This window comes from Actinomadura sp. NPDC023710 (assembly GCF_040639875.1).
GTDB classification, from domain to species: domain Bacteria; phylum Actinomycetota; class Actinomycetes; order Streptosporangiales; family Streptosporangiaceae; genus Spirillospora; species Spirillospora citrea.
The window spans coordinates 1-15922 of the sequence record NZ_JBFAGB010000068.1 but is presented as its reverse complement, the minus strand read 5'-3'; the positions used below and the strand labels follow the sequence as shown (position 1 = coordinate 15922).

Sequence of the window (15922 nt, the reverse complement as noted above, 5' to 3'; positions counted from 1 at the left end):
CGGGCAGCATGAGCACCGATAACGAGGACCATGCTCGGTAGGAGAGATGGGGATGACGGAAGACAACCGCGGCCCGGTCAGGGCGCCGTCAGAGGACGACGACGTCGTCCCCGGGCAGGAGCCTGAGCGGCAGGAGGCGGCGGCTCCTCCCGAGACGGTGACCGACCAGGGGATCCCCGTGGAGCAGCTGGCGGACGAGCCCGAGGTCGACGACCCCGAGCCCGGATCCGCCAGTGCCGAGGACGGCGCCGGGACCGGCCCCGCGAGCGGCGACGGGCGCGACGCCGGCGAGGAGGGCGACCGCCTGGTGGCCGGGGGGTTCGCGCCGCCGGACTCGCTCGGCGGCCCGCCCGACACCAGCGAGGACGTGCTCTCCAGGGCGTCCGCGGACATGCCGCAGGAGGTGCCGCTGCAGGACGTCCCGCCGCGCGACATGCCGCAGCCCCCGCCGCCCGTCCCGCTCGACAAGCCACCCGTGGAGATGCACGACGACCGGATGCGGCCCGGGTTCGTCCCGCACAACCAGGACCCGAGGGCCGCGCGGGGAGCCCCGTACGGGGGCTGGCCGCAGCAGTCCCACCAGGGCCCGCCGCCGCCCGCCCCCGGCCGCCCGCCGATGGGCCCGCCGCCCGCCCCGCCCGGCCCGCCGCTGCCCGGTGGCCCGGGGCCCCGCCCGATGGCCGGGTACGGGATGCCGCCCGGCGGCACCGGGCCCAACTGGGCGCCCGTCCCGGCGCTCCCGTCGTCGTCGCGCGGCGGGCCGGGCCTCGGGCTCCTCGCCGTCGTCGCGCTGATCGTCGCGCTGGTGGCCGGGGCCGTCGGCGCCGGGATCGGCGTGATCGCCACCGGCGGAGACGACGACAACGGCTCGGTGAGCCTCGGCGGCAGCAACAGCAGCGACACCAAGGTGCAGAGCCGCCCGCCGGACTCGGTCGCGGGCGTCGCGCAGCGGGCGCTGCCGAGCGTCGTGATGATCCGCGTCCAGTCCGGGCAGGGCGAGATCGGCGGCACCGGCTTCATCGTCAACGGCGGCTACGTCGTCACCAACAACCACGTCGCCTCCGGCGGGGGCGGCGGTGGCGGCCAGATCCAGATCGTCTTCAACGACAAGAAGACGCTGCCCGCCACGATCAAGGGCGCCGACCCGAGCTCGGACGTCGCGGTGCTGAAGCCCGAGGGCCAGCACTCGCTGCCCCCGCTGCCGGTCGGCGACTCCAGCGCCATCGCCGTCGGCGACCCGGTGATCGCGATCGGCTCGCCGCTCGGCCTGCAGGGCTCGGTCACCACCGGCATCGTCAGCTCGCTGAACCGCGCCGTGCCCACGCAGGGCGAGGGCGGGGCCGACGCGTCCTACCTCAACGCCATCCAGACCGACGCCGCGATCAACCCGGGCAACTCGGGCGGGCCGCTGGTGGACGGGAAGGGCCGCGTGATCGGCATCAACACCGCGATCGCGACGCTCGGCGGCCAGTCGCTCGGCGGGGAGCAGCAGAGCGGCAGCATCGGCCTCGGCTTCGCGATCCCGATCAACCAGGGCAAGCGGATCGCCGAGGAGATCATCCGGAGCGGCACCGTCAAGCAGGCCAAGCTCGGCGTGCTGCCCGACCCCCGCTACCAGGAGGGCGGCGCCCGGATCATGCCGCAGCCGGTCAACGGGCAGGACCCGGTGACCAAGGGCGGCCCGGCGGACAAGGCGGGCCTCAAGCCCGGCGACGTGATCACCAAGGTCGACGACAAGCCGATCGAGGACGCCACCGACCTGATCGCGCAGATCCGCAGCCGGGCGCCGGGCGACCGCGTCACCCTCACCTACCAGCGGGGCGGCAAGGAGGCCACCGCCCAGGTGACCCTGAGCTCCGACTAGGGCAGTGATGTTCAAGTCCGGTTCATCCGGGCTGGGGATACGCTGGGGGGACCGGCCCGTCTCTGGGCCGGTCCCCTTCGGGTTGTGTGCAGCCGGCCGCGCGTGCGGCCTGCCGTGGGTGTGGAGGACGGGTTGTTCGACGTCGGACTTGGTGAGATGGCGGTGCTCGTCGTCCTCGCCCTGGTCATCTTCGGCGACAAGCTGCCGCAGGTCGCCGGGCAGGCCGGCCGGATGCTGCGGCAGTTCCGTGAGATGGCCAACAGCGCCAAGGCCGACCTCCAGGAAGGTCTCGGCCCCGAGTTCCAGGACTTCGACCTCAACGACCTCAACCCGAAGACGTTCGTCCGCAAGCACCTGTTCGAGGACGACGACACGTACCTGAAGAACGACTCGGGCATCTTCGACGACGAGCCCTCGTACGCGACGGCGACCGCGGGCCTCGACCCGAGCGAGAAGCCGCCCTTCGACAGCGAGGCGACCTGATCCTCCGCCGCACCGCCCGCCCGGCCCGCGGCCCCGTGGCGGCCCCGCGGCCTCTCCACCGGCTCGACCCGGCGTGAACACCCGCCCGGGGAGGCCCCGGGCGGGCGGTGTTCAGCGGCCCTTGGGGCTGATGCCGAGGGACATGCCGGCGAGGCCGCGGCTGCGGCCCGCGATCTTGTCGGCGATGGTGCGCAGCTCCTTGGCGGCACCGGCGTCGGGGTCGGAGAGCACCAGGGGGACGCCGTTGTCGCCACCCTCGCGCAGGCGCGGGTCGATCTGCACCTGGCCGAGCATCGGGACGCGGGTCCCGAGCGTCTTCGTCAGCGCGTCCGCGACCGTCTGGCCGCCGCCCTCGCCGAAGATGTGCTGCTGCTCACCGCAGTGCGGGCAGGTCAGGTAGGACATGTTCTCGATCACACCGACGACCTGCTGGTGGGTCTGCGCGGCGATCGCCCCCGCCCGCTCGGCCACCTCGGCGGCGGCCTGCTGCGGGGTGGTGACGACGAGGATCTCCGCGGACGGCAGCAGCTGCGCGACGGAGATCGCGATGTCGCCGGTGCCGGGCGGCAGGTCCATCAGCAGGATGTCGAGGTCGCCCCAGTACACGTCCGCGAGGAACTGCTGCAGCGCGCGGTGCAGCATCGGCCCGCGCCACACGACCGGCTGGTTCCCGGCGGTGAACATGCCGACCGAGATCACCTTCACGTCGTGCGCGGTCGGCGGCATGATCATGTCTTCGACCTTGGTGGGCGGGGCGTCCACGCCCAGCATCCGCGGCACCGAATGGCCGTAGATGTCGGCGTCCACGACCCCGACCTTGCGGCCCTGGGCGGCCAGCGCGGCGGCGAGGTTCACCGTCACCGACGACTTGCCGACGCCGCCCTTGCCGCTCGCCACCGCGTACACCTTGGTCAGCGAGTTCGGCTGGGCGAACGGGATCTCCTTGGCGGCCTGCCCGCCGCGCAGCTTGGTCTGCAGGTCCTTGCGCTGATCCTCGCTCATCACGTCGAGGTCGACGCGCACCGAGGACACGCCGTCGAGCTTGGACACGGCCTCCGTGACGTTCCTGGTGATGGTGTCCTTCATCGGACACCCGGCCACGGTCAGGTAGACGCCGACGCGGACGGCGCCGTCCGCGTCGATGTCGATGCTCTTGACCATGTCGAGCTCGGTGATGGGCTTGCGGATCTCGGGATCGTTCACCGTGGCGAGAGCCGCGTTCACCCGCTCGGTCGTCAGAAGGGAGGCCATGCCTCCATGGTATGAACCCGACGCGCCAACCTGCTAATCAGGGTGTCGGTCGTCACACGCGCCGTACACGCGGCGGCCGGGTCCATCGCGCGGGCGGCCCGCCCGTCCTACCATCGGTCCGTGACCACCGACCTCGCCTCGGCCGCCGCCGAGCTGATCGTGTGGCGGACCATGCTGCGCGCCCAGGCGCAGATCTCCCGCCGGCTGCAGGCCGATCTGACGGCCCGCCACGACCTCGCGCTCGGCTCCTACGAGGTGCTCGTGCACCTCGGCGAGGCGCCGGGCGGGCGGCTGCGGATGAACGACCTCGCCGACCGCGTGCTGCTGTCGCGCAGCGGCCTGACGCGGCTGGTCGACCGGCTTCAGGGGGACGGGCTGGTGGTCAGGCAGTCCTGCGCGAGCGACGCGCGCGGGCTGTTCGCCGTCCTGACCGCCGAGGGCCGGGCCCGGCTCGCCGAGGCCGCCCCCACCTACCGGCAGGGCGTCCGCGACCACATCCTGAGCCGCCTGGACGAGCCGGACCTGCGCACCCTCGGCCACATCCTGGACAAGCTCGCCGACGAGGGGGCCTAGGGGACGGGCTTCTTGGCGTCCATCTCCCGGAGCATCTGCTGGAGTTCCGAGCGCAGGAAGTCGCGGGTCGCGACCTCGCTCAGCGCGACCCGCAGCCCCGCGATCTCGCGGGTGAGGTACTCGGTGTCGGCGATGCTGCGCTCGTTGCGCGACCGGTCCTGCTCGTACTGGACCCGGTCCCGGTCGTCCTGCCGGTTCTGGGCGAGCAGGATCAGCGGCGCCGCGTAGGACGCCTGCAGCGACAGCATCAGCGTCAGGAAGATGAACGGGTACGGGTCGAACCGGAGCGGCACCGGCGCCGCCACGTTCCACACGAGCCACACCCCGACGAACACGGTCATGTAGACGATGAAGCGGGCCGTCCCCAGGAACCGGGCGATCTGCTCCGACACCCGCCCGAACGACTCGGGGTCGTAGTAGAGGCGGCGCGGAAGGAGCGTCCGGCGCAGCTCCCTCGGCTGGTCGAGGCGCGCGCTGATCTCGCGTGTCGTCGTCATGTGGTCCCCCGCAGAGCCTCTTCCTCGGGATCGGCGGACTCCTCGGCGGCCGCGTCCATCGCGGCCTCCCGCCAGTCCTCGGGCAGCAGATGGTCGAGGACGTCGTCGATCGTCACCGAGCCCAGCAGGTGCCCGTTCTCGTCCACGACCGCGCCCGCGACGAGGTTGTAGGTGGCCAGGAACATCGCGACGGCCTCCAGCGACATGGTGGGGCGCAGCGGGTCCAGCGCGGAGTCGACGATCCCGCTGACCAGCGTGGGCGGCGGCTCGCGCAGCAGCTTCTGGAAGTGCACGGTGCCGAGGTAGCGGCCGGTCGGCGTCATCGCCGGCGGGCGGCACACGTACACCTGCGCGGCCAGGGCCGGGTTCAGGTCGGGGCGGCGGATCAGCGCGAGCGCCTCGGCCACCGTCGCGTCCGGCGGGACGATCACCGGGTCGGTCGTCATCAGCCCGCCCGCCGAGTGGTCGGGATAGGTGAGCAGCCGCCGGACGGGGGCCGCGTCGCGCGGCTCCATCAGCGTCAGCAGCTGCTCGCGCTGCTCGGTCGGCAGCTCGCCGAGCAGGTCCGCGGCGTCGTCGGGGCCCATCGCCTCCAGCACGTCGGCGGCGCGTTCCACGCCGAGCTTGCCGAGGATCTCGATCTGGTCGTCCTCGGGCAGCTCCTCCAGGATGTCGGCGAGCCGCTCGTCGTCCAGCGCGACCGCGACCTCGGTGCGCCGCTTCTCGGGCAGCTCGTGCACGATGTTGGCGAGGTCGGCGGGCTTCATCCGCTCGAACGCGGCGATCAGCCCGGCCGCGCCCTGCCCGAGCTCGACGGCGGAGAACCCCTCCACGGCGTCCCAGTCCACGATCCTGCTCTCGCCGCGCTTGCGCAGGCCCCGGCCGGTCGTGCGGCGGACGGCGATCTTCGTGATGAGCCAGTCGCGGGTGCGGGTCGGCTCCATCGCCACGTCCACGACGGAGACGGACTCGCCGCCGTCGCGGAACCGGACGGTCCGGTCCAGCATCTCGGCGATCACCAGCGTCTCGGACTCGCGCTTCTGGAAGCGGCGCACGTTCAGCCGCCCGTCGAAGACGACCGCGTCCGCCTCGATCACCGTGACCCGGGTGATCGGCAGGAACACCGTGCGGCGCGTGGCCACCTCCACCACCAGCCCGAGCACCCGCGGCGCCCGGGGCGCGAGGCGCAGCGCGACCACGACGTCGCGGACCCGGCCGACCTGGTCTCCCACCGGGTCGAACACCGCGACGCCCGCGAGCCGGGCGAGGAACACCCGTGACGGAGCACCGCTCATGACCTGGACACTACCCGTGATCTCCCGGCTGATCCGGACGGGTATGTCACATCCGGCCGTGACCCCGCGTCCAGGGGGCGAAAGGTACGTGAAAGGGTGGAGGACCGTGAGCGACGCCCTCGCAGAGCCCTTCGAGCAGCACCGCAACCTGCTGTTCGCGGTGGCCTACCGGATGCTCGGCACGGCGGCCGACGCGGAGGACGCCGTGCAGGACGCCTGGCTGCGCTGGTCGGCGGGCGACCGGTCCGGTGTGGCCGACCCCAAGGCCTACCTCGTCCGGATCACCACCAACGTCGCGCTCGACCGGCTGCGCTCGGCGCAGGTCCGGCGCGAGACCTATGTCGGGCCGTGGCTGCCCGAGCCGATGCTGACCTCCCCGGATGTCGCCGAGGACGCCGAGCTCTCGGAGTCGGTGTCGATGGCGATGCTCGTCGTCCTGGAGACGCTGAGCCCCCTCGAACGCGCCGTGTTCGTGCTGAAGGAGGTCTTCGGCTACCCCTTCGCCGAGATCGCCCAGGCGCTGGACCGCTCCGAGGCGTCGGTCCGCCAGCTCGGCACCCGCGCCCGCAAGCACGTGGAGGCGCGGCGCCCCCGCTTCGAGGCCGGCGGCGCCGAGCGGCGCGCCGCCACCGAGCGGTTCTTCGAGGCGGTCGTCGGCGGCGACGTCAACCGCCTCATGGAGGTCCTCGCGCCCGACGTCGCGCTGTGGTCCGACGGCGGCGGCAAGGTCCGGGCGCCCCGCCGGGCGATCTTCGGAGCGGGGAAGGTGGCCCGCTTCTTCGCCGGCATCGGCGGGCAGCCCTACCAGGGCATCGACCCGGCCGACATGCGCATCCGGCGCGCCGACCTCAACGGCGGGCCGGCGGTCATCGTGGACGGCCCGAACGGGCCGATCAGCGCCGTCGCCGCCGACGTCGACGCGGACGGCCGGGTCCAGGCCATCCACCTGGTGGCCAACCCGGACAAGCTCCGCGCCCTCGCGGAGGGGCGCCACCTGCCCCTGTGAGGCGTGGCCGGCGCCCGTGAGGCGGGGCTACCGGTCGACGTGCCGGCGCTTGCCGCCGTACAGGCGCGGCGGCGGCCCGGCGGTCGTCGCGGGCGTCGGCACCGGCCGGACGGTCGCGTACTCCTCGTCCGCCTCGACGACCTCGTCGGCCGGGGTGAGCCGGACGATCCACGACTTCTCGGCCCACGTCTCCACCTGGCCCTCGTGGGCCCGGGCGTTCAGGCGATCCTTGGCGAGGACCGGCGCCACCTCGTCCCACAGCGCCGATCCCGGCTCGACCTGCTCGGCGTCGGCGACGAAGGTCAGGAGCCGCCCGCCCTTGTCCTTGCTGCGCAGGATCACCGTCACCTGCGCGGCCTCCGGCAGCCCCGGGAGCGGCTGCTCGCCCTCCCCGCCGGTCAGCACGTACGCCGACCCGTCATGCCACACGTGCCAGGCGGCGCGCGGCTGGGGCAGGCCGGGCAGGTCCAGCCACAGCAGCCCCGACTTCTTGGCCGCCTCCTCCAGCAGTGCCCTGTTCAGACCCATGCCCCGAGGGTCTCACACCGCTGGATAGCATCCGGGGCCATGCGCTCACGACGTACCACCCTCGCCGTTCCGGGCAGCAACCCCCGCTTCATCGAGAAGGCGCAGGGGCTGCCCGCCGACGAGATCTTCCTCGATCTGGAGGACGCCGTCGCGCCGTCGGCCAAGGAGGGCGCCCGCGCGACCGTGGTCGCCGCGCTCAACGACGGCGACTGGACGGGCAGGACGCGGGTGGTGCGCGTGAACGACCTGGACACCCACTGGGCCTACCGGGACGTGATCGAGGTCGTCGAGGGCGCGGGCGCCAACCTCGACGCCGTCATGCTGCCGAAGGTGTCGGACGCCGCCCACGTCCAGTGGCTCGACCGGCTGCTCACCCAGATCGAGCGGGCGACGGGCCTGCCCGCGGGCCGCATCGGCATCGAGGCGCAGATCGAGGACGCCCGCGGCATGGTCAACGTCGACGCGATCGCCGCGTCCTCGCCCCGGCTGGAGGCCCTCGTCCTCGGGCCCGGCGACCTCATGGCGTCGATCAACATGAAGACCCTCGTCGTCGGCGAGCAGCCGCCCGGCTACACCGAGGGCGACGCCTACCACTACATCCTCATGCGGATCCTGATGGCCGCCCGCGCCCACGACCTCCAGGCGATCGACGGCCCCTACTTCAACGTCCGCGACGTGGAGGCGTTCACCCGCGTCGCCGAGCGCTCCGCCGCCCTCGGCTTCGACGGCAAGTGGGTGCTGCACCCGTCCCAGATCGAGGCGGGCAACGCCGTGTTCTCCCCGTCCCAGGACGACTACGACCACGCCGAGCTGATCCTGGACGCCTACGAGCACTCGCTCGGCGAGGGCCGCGGCGCCGCCCGGCTCGGCGACGAGATGATCGACGAGGCGTCCCGCAAGATGGCGCTCGTCATCGCCGCCAAGGGCCGCGCCGCGGGGATGACCCGGACGAAGCGCTTCGATCCGTCCGGGAACTGAAGGCCCCGTACGATTCGTCCCACGTACACGAGATCTACCAGGAGGGGCCACACGTGGGAGGACCAGGGGACGGCGACGGCTGGGCGCCCCTAGACCCCGATCTGGGACGCGAGCCGCAGCGGAACCCGCAGCCGTCCGGTCCTCGGCCGATGCCGGAGGGCGAGCCGGCGGCGCCCGCCGCCACCTGGCCGCCGAACCCGGCCCGGCCTCATGACGCCGCGCAGCCGTACAGCGCCGGGCAGCCCTACAGCGCCGGACAGCCCTACGACGCCGGACAGCCCTACGACGCCGGGCAGCCCTACGGCGCTCAGCAGCCCCACGGTGCTCAGCAGCCCTTCGGACCTGGGCAGCCGTACGGACCCGGTCAGCCGTACGGCCCTGGGGGGCCGCATGGGCAGGGGTACCCGCCCGGGATCCCGTACTGGGACGGGACGCCGGCGCGGCCGCCGGGCGGGACCTACCCGGCCCCCTACGGCCCCGGGTACGGGATCCAGGCGGTCAAGCGGCCCTGGACGGTGGAGACGCCCGAGTCGGCCCCGTTCCACCGGCTGGCGCGCAACGGGGTGCACCGGTGGTGGCGCCCGCTGGTGGGGACCCTCGGGATCGCCGCCGTCGGGATGGTCCTGGCCATCGGGCTGATGATCGCGGGCATCATCGTCCGGGTGGTGGCCACGGGCGAGGCCCCCGACGCCTCCGGGGCGGACACGGACTCGATCTTCGGCGACCAGACGGCCGACCTGGCGTACAACCTCGGGGCGCTGGCGCTGTTCCTGCCGGTCTCGCTGGCCGCGGCGTGGCTCGTCCAGCGGCGGCGGCCGGGCACGCTCTCCTCGGTGGCGGGACGGCTGCGCTGGCGCTGGCTCCTCGCCTGCTCGGGCCTGGCGATCGTGTTCTGCGTCGTGTCCTACGGGACGTCGATCGCCGCCGCCGCCGCGATGCACGACCAGTCGGGCGGCGATGAGCACTGGGTCGGGTGGGGGCGGTTCCTCGCCCCGGCCGTGGTCATCGTCCTCCTGGTGCCGCTCCAGTCGGCGGCGGAGGAGTACGCGTTCCGCGGCTGGATGCTCCAGGCCGTGGGCGCGTGCACTCTGGAGAACGCCAGGAACCGCGTCGGGCGCGTTCTCAGCGTCGTCTTCCGCACGCCGTGGCCCGGGATCGTCGTGGGCTCGGCCCTGTTCACGGCCGGGCACGGCTACACGGGCTGGGGGATCCTCGACATCTTCGCGTTCGGCGCGATCGCCGCGTGGCTCGCGGTTCGGACGGGCGGGCTGGAGTCCGGCATCGCCATGCACGTGTTCAACAACCTGATGGCGTTCCTCGGGCCCGCGGCGATCGGCCAACTCGACATCGAGCAGGGGAGCGTCCCCTGGCAGGTCGTCGTGGCGGACATCGTCCCGATGCTGCTCTACGCGGCCGCCGTCGTGTGGCTGGCGCGGCGGATGCGGGTCCAGACCGTCACGGCGGGCCCCGGGGACGGCGGCGTGCCGGTCACGGCGGAGACGGCGCCGGCGCACGTCTCATAGGACGCCCCAGCCGGTGAGGGCGTCGAGGAGGCCGGGGGGCATCGGGAGGCCGCCGAGATCGTCCGGGGGGACCCAGCGAGCGTCGGACGCGTCGTCGCCCGCGCGGAGCGTCCCGCCGGCCACGGTGGCCGTGTAGTCGTGGATCTCGTAGACGACGCCGCCGGGGCCGGGGCGCTCCACCGTCCCGGCCAGGGCGCCGACGCGGACGTCCAGACCGGTCTCCTCCCTCAGCTCGCGTGCGACCGCCGCCGCGTCGTCCTCGCCGGGCTCGACCCGCCCGCCCGGGATCGACCACAGGCCCTCGCCCGGCGGCCGCCCGCGCCTGACCAGCAGGAACCGCCCCTCGCCGTCCCGCACGATCCCGCCCACGCAGCGCACTCGCATGACCCCATTTTGTCGCCACTTTCCGGGGCCGCGCCCCCGCGGCCCCTTGACGAGGCGGGACGTTGCCGCGCAGGGTGGTTACTCATGAGGGCGGAGCCCACATGCCCGCGCTGCGCGGGCCCACTGAGCGAGCCGAGCCTCTGGTCCAGTGACTGGAGCTGCGGCGTGCACGGCGCCGTACTGCCGAGGCAGCCGTCCAACCGTCCCGGTCCCGAGGGGCTGGCCGTCGCCCTGCAGGACGCGAGGGTCCCCGTCTGGACGCCCTGGCCGCTTCCGGCGGCCTGGCTCGTCACGGGCTTCACCACCGTCGGGGACGACCGCTCGGGCGCCCGCGCGACCGCCGTCGCGGTGTCCGGGCCTGGCCTGCTGCACGGCCCCGCCGACATGGTCCTGATCGCCGAGGAGCCGGGCATCGGCCTCGGCGCCCACTTCGCGGGGCTCGCGGGCGCCGATCCCGGCACCGCCTTCAACGGCGGCCCGCCGCACGTGAAGCTGGATGTCGGCGGCCCCGCCACCTGCGGGCAGACGGTGCCGATGTGGGCGGTCGGCGACCGTCCCGACCGCGCCGCCTACGTCGGCGAGGCGATGGGGAACTGGCTGTGGGCGGTGCTGTGGCCCGCCGACGCCGGGGTGCTCATGGTGGAGCGCCTCACCCTGCTCGACCTCCGCGAGCCGGGCATGGACCTCGACCTCCCCTACGGCGCGTACAGCCCCCGCCTCGACGGCTGAGCGGCCCCCCGGTTGGTATGAAGGGGCCATGCGGATCGATCTGCACTGTCACAGCGACGCGTCCGACGGAACCCGGCGCCCGGCGGACGTCGTCCGCCGGGCGCGCGAGAACGGCGTGGACGTCGTCGCGCTCACCGACCACGACACCGTCGCCGGCTGGGACGAGGCCGCCGCGTCCCTCCCGGACGGCCTGGCGCTCGTCCCCGGCATCGAGCTGTCGTGCAAGGAGGACGACCGGAGCCTGCACCTGCTCGGCTACCTGTTCGACCCGGGCGAGCCGGTGCTGGCGGCCGAGCTGGCCCGGATCCGCGACGACCGGGTGATCAGGGCGCGCGGCATGGTGGAGCGGCTGAACGAGCTCGGCGCCGGCGTCACGTGGGACATGGTCCGCGCGCTGGCCACGGGCGAGGCGGTGGGGCGCCCGCACATCGCGCGCGCCATGGTGGAGGCGGGCGTCATCGAGACGGCGGACGAGGCGTTCACGTCCCGGTGGATCGCGCAGGACGGCCGCGCCTACGTCGAGCGGTACGCGCTCGACACCGAGCGGGCGATCGGGCTCGTCCGCGCGGCCGGGGGAGTGTGCGTCCTGGCGCACCCCCGCGCGCGCCGCCGCGGGTACGTGTTCGGCGACGAGGTGATCGAGAGACTCGCCGCCGCCGGGCTCGCCGGGGTCGAGACCGACCACCCCGACCACGTCCCCGAGGACCGCGCCCGCCTGCGCGACCTGGCCGCCTCGCTCGGCCTCGCCGTGACCGGCTCCAGCGACGACCACGGCGCGTTCACCGGCGACCGGATCGGCGCCGAGACCACCGCGCCGGACGCCTTCGAGACGCTCCGCGCGGCCGCCACCGGCGGTGATCTCCGTCTGCCCGACCGGCGCGGCGAATCGCGGTAGGGTGCGAAGCGTGGACGCGCGCATCGAACAGGTGGTGACGTCGGGGAAGCTCACCCTGGACGACACCGAGTACGACGTCGAGAACAACACCTACATCGTCGGCGACGACGACGAGGTCATCGTGATCGACCCGGCCAACGACGCCGAGGCCATCCTCAAGGAGGTCGGTGACCGCGAGGTCATGGCCGTCCTGCTGACCGACGGCAACGAGCACCGCCTCAGCGTGGTCCTCGAAGTGGCCGCGGCCGGCGAGGAGGACGAGGACAACTGGGCGCCGATCGCGCTGCACCGCGCCGACCGGCTGCTGTGGCGCGACTACTTCGGCCGCCTCGCCAAGGAGGAGGACGACGAGGACGACGCCAAGGCGCTGCGCTCCCTCGAACCCGACATCTGGCTGGAGGACGGCGGCGTCTTCGAGATCGGCGAGGCCCAGCTGGAGATCGTGCACACCCCGGGCCACACGCCCGGCGCCGTCTGCGTGATCAGCGAGCAGCTCGGCCTGCTGTTCTCCGGCGACACCCTGCACCGCGGCCGTCCCGGCTCGGTCGGCGGCGTCTACGAGGACCTGCGCAAGCAGCTCAACTCGATCGGCGCGCTCCTCACCCCGCTGCCGAAGGACCTGCGGGTCCTGCCCGCGCAGGGCGAGGAGACCACGGTCGGCGACGAGGACGCCCGCTGGGAGAGCTGGGGCTCCATGGCGCGGGAGTCTGACGACTAGTTTTGGAGCAGCTCGGGTTCGAGGGGATGCCCCGGCGGCTCTACACGTGCACGCCGTCGCGGCTGAACACGTGGCTGGACTGCCCGCGCCGGTACCGGATGACGTATCTCGATCGTCCGATGCCGCCGAAGGGTCCGCGGTGGGCGCACAACAGCGTCGGGGCGAGCGTGCACAACGCGCTGGCCGCCTGGTGGCGGCTGCCCGTCGACGAGCGCAGCCCCGAGGCGGCCGGGAGGCTGCTGCTCCGGGGCTGGCTGACCGACGGGTTCCGGGACGAGGCGCAGTCCGCGCAGTGGCGCGAGCGGGCCCGGGAGATGACGGAGCGGTACGTCGCCGGGCTCGACCCGTCCGACGAGCCGCTCGGCGTCGAGCGCACCGTGGCGACCCGCACCGACCGGATCGCGGTGTCCGGGCGCATCGACCGGCTGGACGCGCGCGGCCCCGAGCTGGTCGTCGTGGACTACAAGACCGGGCGGCACGTCCTGACCTCCGACGACGCCCGCGGCTCGCTGGCGCTGGCGATCTACGCGGTGGCGGCGTCGCGCGTCCTGCGCCGCCCGTGCCGCCGGGTGGAGCTGCACCATCTGCCGTCCGGCGAGGTCGCGGTGTGGGAGCACACCGACGAGTCGCTGGCCCGGCACATCCGGCGCGCGGAGCAGATCGCCGCCGAGGCCGCGACCGCGGACGACGCGTACCGCGCCGGCGCGGGGAAGCGCGCCGACGTGCCGAAGCCCCGTGCGGGGGAGGTCGACCACGCCCCGCACGACGAGCTGTTCCCGCCGCGTCCGGGCAACCTGTGCTCCTGGTGCGACTTCGCCCGCCACTGCCCGGAGGGCCGGGAGGCCGCCCCGCGCAAGGAGCCGTGGGCGGCGCTCCCCGTCGACGCCGTCTAGGGCCGTCTACGCGGTGGCCAGGGCCGGCTGCCCGGGCCAGCGGCGCGGGTCGCGGAGGCCGTAGAGGCCCTTGCCCAGGTCGTAGCCGTCGGCCGCGAGCCGCTGCCGGGCGCGTTCCAGCATGTCGCGGGTGGGCTTGGCGAAGGCGTGGTCGTGCAGCCGCTCCGGTACCGAGTTCATCGCGAGGCGGAACGAGCGGAGCGCCGCCGTCACCGCGGGCTGCGGCACCTCGGGCAGCGCCCCGTACATCTGGCGGGCCCAGTCCGGCAGCGAGTAGTAGCAGAGCGCCCCGAACGGGAAGTAGCCCGGCTTCCCGGGCGCGAGGAACCTGAGGTTCTCCGGCATCGTCGGCCACATGAGGAACCGCACCGTGGCGGCGGCCTCCTCGGTGACGCGCAGCTGGGGCCGCATCTCGGCGAGGTAGGCCTCCATCTCGGCGACGCTGCCGGGGACGTCGTCGGCGTGCAGCCCGACGTAGGTCGCGGTGTGCCGCTGCTCGTCCAGGTACCGGTCGGCCATGGCGCCGGTCAGCGGCAGCCCGGCCCGCCGCGCGACCTCCAGGTAGGAGTACACCTCGGCGCAGTGCACCCAGCGCAGCAGCTCGGGCTGGTCGAGGCGCTCCCGCCTGCCGGTGTCGTGGTTGAGGATGCGCAGGCTCCGGTGGATCTCCCGGACGCGGTACGCCAGCTCGTCGATCTCCTCGTGCGCCCCGAAGGTGGCCACCCCGACGAAGTCGGCGGTGCGCTGGAGCCGCCCGAACGGGTCCTCCTGGAAGTTGGAGTTCTGCCAGACGCCCCACATCGCCATGGGGTGCAGCGCCTGGAGCATGAGGCTGCGCACCCCGCCGATCCACATGGACCGGTCGATGTGGACGCGCCACGTGACGCTCTCGGGGGGCTGGACGGTCGCCGGCATGTACACCTCCATGAGACAAACTGAAGTAAGTGTGTCATTACCTCAGTCCGCCCGCGACACCGCCCCCCTCCGGGCGGTGAGGAGTCCTCGGCCGCCCGGGGCCCGGTGGACTATCGGTTCACAGCGACTCGTCGCGCATGACCTCCAGGTTCAGGAAGCGCGGGCCGTCGCTGCACAGCGCCTCCATCTGCCCGGCGATGCGCCGGGTCTCGGGCAGGTCGCTGTTGCGCATCGCCTCCTCGTAGGACGGGAACTCGACGATGTCGACGTAGTGGGACGCGTCCTGGCGGTCCTTGGTGTGCAGCTCGTGGGTCGCCGTGCGCGTGCCCTCGCTGGCCTTGGCCCACTCGTCGAACAGGCCCTCCAGCTCGTCCTGGCGGTCGGTGCGGTAGTCGATGATCTGTACGAAGCCCATCCGGCTCAGCCCCCTACCGTCGCGCGCTCGTCCTTGAGGTGGGTGCGGATCTCCTGCCGCATCTCCGGGGTGTCGTCGTGCCCGTGCACCGAGGCGGCGTGCTCGGCGGCGGCGCGGACGACCTCGTCCTCCTCGCCGCTGATGGTGAGCGTGCAGCCCGACTCGCTCGGCATGTCCCTGCAATCGGCCGTCTTGCGCATGTCTCCCCCTCGCCGGGCCGGCGCCCGCGCGCGAGGTGAGATCCGTCGGCGGCGCCCCGTCCGGCCGTTCTTCCCGCCACACCGTCACAATCCATAACAATCGTCGCATATCCCCATGTCAGGGGGAAGGTGTCCGACGCACGTTGTACGGTGACGCCTCCACAGACGAGAGGGTGTGCCGATGGACTGGGTCGAGTCCGCTGGGGGCCCGCTGCTGGCCGCGCCCGCGTCGCAGCTGGCCCGCTGGGAGGGCGCCACCGACGACGAGGACGACGACGCCCCCGTGGAGACCTGGGGCGACTACGGGCGCGCCTGCGCGGTCGACGGCTACATCGGGCTGGTCGGCATCGGGGGCGGGCAGGGCCTCGTCCTCGGAGACGAACCCGCCACGACGACCTACCTGCCGGACGAGCGCCTCTTCCTGCGCTGGGCGGCGGCCGAGTCGGAGACCGAGCTCGTCCACGCGGCCAGAGAGGCCGTCCGCGGCGTCGAGTGGGAGGAGGAGCTCGACTGGGACGTGGACGGCGCCGTCGTCCTCTTCGACTCCGCCTGGCCCGGCGCGACCCCCGAACCCGGCAACCACCTGAAGATCGACCTGGCCCCGGGCCGCTACCGCGTGCGCGCCGCCCACACGCGGGACGACCGCAACTGGATGATCCTCGTGCATCTCCGGCCTGTGCCCTAGGGCCTGTCTCGAAGTGGCCTCGGCCGCACGCGCGAACGCGTGACCTGGTCGGTGGAGCGAAGCCGGAGGCGAGCGGAGCCGGGCAGATCG

At 73.5% G+C, this 15922-nt stretch carries 19 protein-coding genes; 11 read left to right on the top strand and 8 right to left on the bottom strand.

The genetic code is table 11. From position 1 onward, the window contains the following. Positions 1-52: 52 nt before the first annotated feature. Entirely contained in the window at positions 53-1864 is a 1812-nt protein-coding gene (locus AB0H37_RS42485; RefSeq protein WP_360618319.1) for a trypsin-like peptidase domain-containing protein, read from the top strand. Positions 1865-1996: 132 nt separating this feature from the next. After that, positions 1997-2347, top strand: coding sequence for a sec-independent translocase (locus AB0H37_RS42480; protein WP_329098369.1), 351 nt, complete (start codon positions 1997-1999; stop codon positions 2345-2347). Between the two features lie 111 nt (positions 2348-2458). Here AB0H37_RS42480 and AB0H37_RS42475 read toward each other — a convergent pair whose 3' ends face one another. Beyond that, positions 2459-3598 carry an Mrp/NBP35 family ATP-binding protein gene (locus tag AB0H37_RS42475; protein WP_329094512.1) on the bottom strand — a complete coding sequence of 380 codons (1140 nt, stop codon included), beginning with the start codon at positions 3596-3598 and terminating at the stop codon, positions 2459-2461. A 120-nt stretch (positions 3599-3718) separates the two neighbouring features. Here AB0H37_RS42475 and AB0H37_RS42470 point away from each other — a divergent pair, with 120 nt between their 5' ends. After that, on the top strand, positions 3719-4171 hold the full coding sequence (locus AB0H37_RS42470; RefSeq protein WP_360618317.1) for a MarR family transcriptional regulator: 453 nt from the start codon (positions 3719-3721) through the stop codon (positions 4169-4171). Here AB0H37_RS42470 and AB0H37_RS42465 read toward each other — a convergent pair. Further along, a complete protein-coding gene (locus AB0H37_RS42465) occupies positions 4168-4668 on the bottom strand; it encodes a DUF1003 domain-containing protein (RefSeq protein ID WP_329094510.1) in 501 nt (166 codons plus the stop codon). The genes AB0H37_RS42470 and AB0H37_RS42465 overlap by 4 nt on opposite strands. Further along, positions 4665-5963, bottom strand: a complete 1299-nt coding sequence (locus AB0H37_RS42460) for a CBS domain-containing protein (RefSeq protein ID WP_329094509.1) — start codon at positions 5961-5963, stop codon at positions 4665-4667. Before AB0H37_RS42460 ends, AB0H37_RS42465 begins: the two co-directional genes overlap by 4 nt. Before the next feature lie 106 nt (positions 5964-6069). Here AB0H37_RS42460 and AB0H37_RS42455 point away from each other — a divergent pair, with 106 nt between their 5' ends. Then, the gene (locus AB0H37_RS42455; protein ID WP_360618315.1) at positions 6070-6969 is read left to right on the top strand and encodes an RNA polymerase sigma-70 factor; all 900 of its coding nucleotides are present in this window, start codon (positions 6070-6072) and stop codon (positions 6967-6969) included. Positions 6970-6996: 27 nt separating this feature from the next. On the opposite strand, the gene AB0H37_RS42450 is transcribed toward AB0H37_RS42455, so the two are convergent. Next, complete coding sequence (locus AB0H37_RS42450) at positions 6997-7497, bottom strand: hypothetical protein (RefSeq protein ID WP_329094507.1); 501 nt, start codon at positions 7495-7497, stop codon at positions 6997-6999. 39 nt (positions 7498-7536) lie between these two features. On the opposite strand from AB0H37_RS42450, the gene AB0H37_RS42445 reads away from it, so the two are divergent. Next, positions 7537-8475 (top strand): CoA ester lyase, encoded by a 939-nt coding sequence (locus tag AB0H37_RS42445; RefSeq protein WP_329094506.1) that lies wholly within the window; start codon positions 7537-7539, stop codon positions 8473-8475. Positions 8476-8528: 53 nt separating this feature from the next. Beyond that, positions 8529-9998, top strand: coding sequence for a CPBP family intramembrane glutamic endopeptidase (locus AB0H37_RS42440; protein WP_360618314.1), 1470 nt, complete (start codon positions 8529-8531; stop codon positions 9996-9998). On the opposite strand, the gene AB0H37_RS42435 is transcribed toward AB0H37_RS42440, so the two are convergent. Then, positions 9993-10382 (bottom strand): NUDIX domain-containing protein, encoded by a 390-nt coding sequence (locus tag AB0H37_RS42435; RefSeq protein ID WP_329094504.1) that lies wholly within the window; start codon positions 10380-10382, stop codon positions 9993-9995. The two genes, AB0H37_RS42440 and AB0H37_RS42435, sit on opposite strands and share 6 nt — an antisense overlap. 84 nt (positions 10383-10466) lie before the next feature. On the opposite strand from AB0H37_RS42435, the gene AB0H37_RS42430 reads away from it, so the two are divergent. The 4 genes from AB0H37_RS42430 to AB0H37_RS42415 are packed head-to-tail and all read left to right on the top strand — an operon-like array spanning position 10467 to position 13617. Then, positions 10467-11111, top strand: coding sequence for a DUF6758 family protein (locus tag AB0H37_RS42430; RefSeq protein WP_179832977.1), 645 nt, complete (start codon positions 10467-10469; stop codon positions 11109-11111). 28 nt (positions 11112-11139) lie between these two features. Further along, positions 11140-12006, top strand: a complete 867-nt coding sequence (locus tag AB0H37_RS42425; protein WP_360618312.1) for a PHP domain-containing protein — start codon at positions 11140-11142, stop codon at positions 12004-12006. Between the two features lie 10 nt (positions 12007-12016). Beyond that, positions 12017-12724 (top strand): MBL fold metallo-hydrolase, encoded by a 708-nt coding sequence (locus AB0H37_RS42420; RefSeq protein WP_179832979.1) that lies wholly within the window; start codon positions 12017-12019, stop codon positions 12722-12724. Positions 12725-12726: 2 nt separating this feature from the next. Continuing rightward, positions 12727-13617: a PD-(D/E)XK nuclease family protein gene (locus tag AB0H37_RS42415; protein WP_360618310.1), complete on the top strand. Its 891-nt coding sequence runs from the start codon at positions 12727-12729 to the stop codon at positions 13615-13617. Positions 13618-13623: 6 nt separating this feature from the next. Here the strand turns inward: AB0H37_RS42415 and AB0H37_RS42410 are convergent, their stop codons facing one another. The 3 genes from AB0H37_RS42410 to AB0H37_RS42400 all read right to left on the bottom strand — a co-directional run bounded on the left by AB0H37_RS42410 (position 13624) and on the right by AB0H37_RS42400 (position 15147). Continuing rightward, entirely contained in the window at positions 13624-14532 is a 909-nt protein-coding gene (locus AB0H37_RS42410; RefSeq protein ID WP_360618309.1) for an oxygenase MpaB family protein, read from the bottom strand. Positions 14533-14650: 118 nt separating this feature from the next. Next, positions 14651-14947: a hypothetical protein gene (locus AB0H37_RS42405; RefSeq protein ID WP_179832982.1), complete on the bottom strand. Its 297-nt coding sequence runs from the start codon at positions 14945-14947 to the stop codon at positions 14651-14653. 5 nt (positions 14948-14952) lie between these two features. Then, complete coding sequence (locus AB0H37_RS42400; RefSeq protein WP_179832983.1) at positions 14953-15147, bottom strand: DUF1059 domain-containing protein; 195 nt, start codon at positions 15145-15147, stop codon at positions 14953-14955. A 181-nt stretch (positions 15148-15328) separates the two neighbouring features. Between AB0H37_RS42400 and AB0H37_RS42395 the strand changes: the two genes are divergently transcribed. After that, positions 15329-15832: an Imm21 family immunity protein gene (locus AB0H37_RS42395; RefSeq protein ID WP_360618307.1), complete on the top strand. Its 504-nt coding sequence runs from the start codon at positions 15329-15331 to the stop codon at positions 15830-15832. The last annotated feature ends 90 nt before the right edge of the window (positions 15833-15922 follow it).

What these genes read in the sequence shown, in the direction of transcription:
- AB0H37_RS42485 (WP_360618319.1), top strand. Translation starts at nt 53, where the DNA reads ATGACGGAAGACAACCGCGGCCCGGTCAGGGCGCCGTCAGAGGACGAC.
- AB0H37_RS42475 (WP_329094512.1), bottom strand. Translation starts at nt 3,598, where the DNA reads ATGGCCTCCCTTCTGACGACCGAGCGGGTGAACGCGGCTCTCGCCACG.
- AB0H37_RS42465 (WP_329094510.1), bottom strand. Translation starts at nt 4,668, where the DNA reads ATGACGACGACACGCGAGATCAGCGCGCGCCTCGACCAGCCGAGGGAG.
- AB0H37_RS42460 (WP_329094509.1), bottom strand. Translation starts at nt 5,963, where the DNA reads ATGAGCGGTGCTCCGTCACGGGTGTTCCTCGCCCGGCTCGCGGGCGTC.
- AB0H37_RS42450 (WP_329094507.1), bottom strand. Translation starts at nt 7,497, where the DNA reads ATGGGTCTGAACAGGGCACTGCTGGAGGAGGCGGCCAAGAAGTCGGGG.
- AB0H37_RS42445 (WP_329094506.1), top strand. Translation starts at nt 7,537, where the DNA reads ATGCGCTCACGACGTACCACCCTCGCCGTTCCGGGCAGCAACCCCCGC.
- AB0H37_RS42435 (WP_329094504.1), bottom strand. Translation starts at nt 10,382, where the DNA reads ATGCGAGTGCGCTGCGTGGGCGGGATCGTGCGGGACGGCGAGGGGCGG.
- AB0H37_RS42430 (WP_179832977.1), top strand. Translation starts at nt 10,467, where the DNA reads ATGAGGGCGGAGCCCACATGCCCGCGCTGCGCGGGCCCACTGAGCGAG.
- AB0H37_RS42425 (WP_360618312.1), top strand. Translation starts at nt 11,140, where the DNA reads ATGCGGATCGATCTGCACTGTCACAGCGACGCGTCCGACGGAACCCGG.
- AB0H37_RS42410 (WP_360618309.1), bottom strand. Translation starts at nt 14,532, where the DNA reads ATGCCGGCGACCGTCCAGCCCCCCGAGAGCGTCACGTGGCGCGTCCAC.
- AB0H37_RS42405 (WP_179832982.1), bottom strand. Translation starts at nt 14,947, where the DNA reads ATGGGCTTCGTACAGATCATCGACTACCGCACCGACCGCCAGGACGAG.
- AB0H37_RS42400 (WP_179832983.1), bottom strand. Translation starts at nt 15,147, where the DNA reads ATGCGCAAGACGGCCGATTGCAGGGACATGCCGAGCGAGTCGGGCTGC.
- AB0H37_RS42395 (WP_360618307.1), top strand. Translation starts at nt 15,329, where the DNA reads ATGGACTGGGTCGAGTCCGCTGGGGGCCCGCTGCTGGCCGCGCCCGCG.